The organism is Herbiconiux daphne, assembly GCF_024979295.1.
GTDB lineage: Bacteria > Actinomycetota > Actinomycetes > Actinomycetales > Microbacteriaceae > Herbiconiux > Herbiconiux daphnes.
On the sequence record NZ_JANLCJ010000042.1, the window covers coordinates 1 to 2591 of the forward strand.

The window sequence follows — 2591 nt, forward strand, 5'->3', positions numbered from 1 at the left end:
GGAAATGATGGAGAGCGGTGTTATTGGTGGTGCTCTCTGTAATTTTCCTGTTGGTAAAGATGGTTTGAATAAACGTCTTGATCATCTGAAGAAGGTGTTCCTATGACAACTTCTATCAAGAAGCGCGACTTCATCAACAATCTCGATCAGTATGTTGGTAAGAAGTTCAAACTGATGGCTGGTCAGTATCACATCGGCATTGTCAGTGTAGAGCTGTCTGATCTAGCTGGTTATAGGCATAAGGTTACTGTCGAATATGTCGGGAATTACAGAAAGAGAATTGAACGCAATTCTTTCAAAGCGAATTGTCATATTAATTCCTTCGCCTGTAATCGCAGCTGGGATCGTCTTCATTATGCGGATAAAGAGATCTTCTCTTGGCGTACTTTGGTTGAAATTAAGGAGAAGGAAGTGTCAGAAGTGAAACAAGTGGATTCGGTTATCATTAAACGTCCGAAAAAAGAAAAGAAAGTTTTCTTCTTACGCCATGTACCTAAAGGTACTCCGTTCTGGTATAACCAAGCCCTTTATCAGCGTACTAATAGTGACACTCACAATGCGCTACGTTTGGTAGATGGTTGTTTGTGTCATCTACACACTGATGTAGAAGTCGTTCCGACTACTATTGAAGTCAATGTAACTGGTGAGTTGCCATGAAAATAGTTGACAATGGCCCAGGCAACAAAAAGATGCTTGGTAGCCTTGAAGACGGTACTACCTTTTATGATCGGGGTGGTCATTTATGCCTGAAATTACATCAGCAGTGTAGTGAAGGCGCTATTCGTTGTGGGACTTCTAATGTAGTAGTGGTTTCCCTCAATACTAACTGTGCTCTACAAATGCCACGGTCAGAACTGGTTGTCCCTGTCCAAGCAACTGTAGTAGTTAACCAATAAAGGTAAGAAATGAACCTTATCTATCCTACCCTCGCGGTAGTTGGTGGTTCTGCCCTAGCTATTGACTTCTTTGGTCATAAGAAAGGGCATGAGATGAGCGTTAAAACCGCTTCTCTCTGGTCTGTGTTCTGGATTCTCTGCGGTATCCTTATGGGTGGTTTAATCTACCTTGAAATGGGTTCAGCAGCAGCAAGCCAGTACTTCGCCGGTTATGCGATGGAGAAAGCTCTCTCTGTTGATAACCTCATGGTCTTCAGTGCGATATTCTCGTATTACAAGATCAAGAAGCAGGAAGATATGCACACGGTGCTTACGTATGGCATCATAGGCGCTATTGTCTTCCGCGCAATCTTTGTCACTGTTGGTGCTGGGTTGTTTAACTCAGAAACGATTCTGGCAACGGTTGGTAGCTTCGAAATAACTCTTCACTTGATCATCAGTTGTCTGTTTGCTCTGGTTATCTTCTGGTCTGCTTGGAAGATGCTGACAGCTAACGAGGCTGAGGATGAAGAAGATGATTATGACAATATGTGGTTTAACAAACTGGCCCGTAAATGGTTCCCGAAAGCAGGCGCTCTGTTCTTTGCTGCGGTAACTATTGAACTGTCAGATGTTATGTTTAGCTTCGATTCAGTTCCGGCTGTAATCGCTGTGGCTAAAGATACTGCCGTTGTCTATTCCGCCATGCTCATGGCTGTGCTTGGCCTTCGTGCTCTATTCTTTGTGCTGGAAGCGCTGATGAAGCACCTCTGTCACTTGGAGAAAGCCGTTGTTGCAGTCCTTGTATTCATTGGCATCAAGCTTATCGCCGAGCCATTGGGCCTTGATATTAGCCCTCTGTTTAGCGTTGGCGTTGTCATCGGACTTCTGGCCCTGGGCGTAGTCTCTTCTCTGGTATTCCCAGCAAAAAGCGAAGAAGCCTGAACGGCTGAGCAGTGCGAAGAGTTCCAAAGGTGGTGGGTCGATATCAATCGTGCTTACGATAATGATGAAGACGCACAAGAGTTATACTCACGAACTGAGTATATCAAGAAGCTGAAAAAGTTCTGTTAATATTTCAAGCATTTCTTCATATCGTTGTAGACTTAGCATTCTATTGAATGAGTGCTTTGTGTATGTTGGAATGCTTTATAATATTAACCGGAGATGATCATGAAAGATGTTATCTTAGAAAACCGCACTTTGTTTCCTACTATGGCCGCTTGTCGTACACATTTTCGTATCTTCGGTAATACCAAGACGCATAAGTGTGTACCTTATCAAGTTCAGTTTGGTTACAAGTATCGTACAGTATTACTGGAACCAGAACCAGAAGTAGTAACAGTGGTCGCTGAACCAGTAAAGAAGAAAAGAAAAACTTCTTTAAAGCGGATGAATAAACGTCTGACTCAGCTTCAAACTGATCAAGAAGCATTGACAGAAGTTACTTACTATCGTCAGCGTAAATTTATGGAAGCACTTTCTGAAATCGAAAGGGAAGAGTTATCCTATAATACGCCAGATGAAAGTGCTAAATTCCTGCGGTTGTGTAAGCAGGTTAGAGAAGTAATGATCAAGTATTACGAAGCCCATAAAGTGCCTTAACAGTGGCTCTTTGTGATTGACTATAATATATGGGAGAAAATTAATGTCCCTTTTTGCTAAGTTATTCGGTGATGCTGCCAAAGGCGCTGTAGCGAGCGTAGAGAAGAAAAT

At 42.6% G+C, this 2591-nt stretch carries 3 protein-coding genes; all 3 read left to right on the forward strand.

What is annotated here, in order from left to right:
* Nucleotides 1-102: 102 nt before the first annotated feature.
* On the forward strand, nt 103-657 hold the full coding sequence (locus tag N1032_RS22485) for a hypothetical protein (protein WP_259542525.1): 555 nt from the start codon (nt 103-105) through the stop codon (nt 655-657).
* 248 nt (nt 658-905) lie between these two features.
* A complete protein-coding gene (locus N1032_RS22490; RefSeq protein WP_259542526.1) occupies nt 906-1820 on the forward strand; it encodes a TerC family protein in 915 nt (304 codons plus the stop codon).
* 228 nt (nt 1821-2048) lie between these two features.
* On the forward strand, nt 2049-2480 hold the full coding sequence (locus N1032_RS22495; RefSeq protein WP_259542527.1) for a hypothetical protein: 432 nt from the start codon (nt 2049-2051) through the stop codon (nt 2478-2480).
* The last annotated feature ends 111 nt before the right edge of the window (nt 2481-2591 follow it).

Coding starts and splice junctions, on each gene's coding strand:
- N1032_RS22495 (WP_259542527.1), top strand. CDS start 2,049: ATGAAAGATGTTATCTTAGAAAACCGCACTTTGTTTCCTACTATGGCC.
- N1032_RS22490 (WP_259542526.1), top strand. CDS start 906: ATGAACCTTATCTATCCTACCCTCGCGGTAGTTGGTGGTTCTGCCCTA.
- N1032_RS22485 (WP_259542525.1), top strand. CDS start 103: ATGACAACTTCTATCAAGAAGCGCGACTTCATCAACAATCTCGATCAG.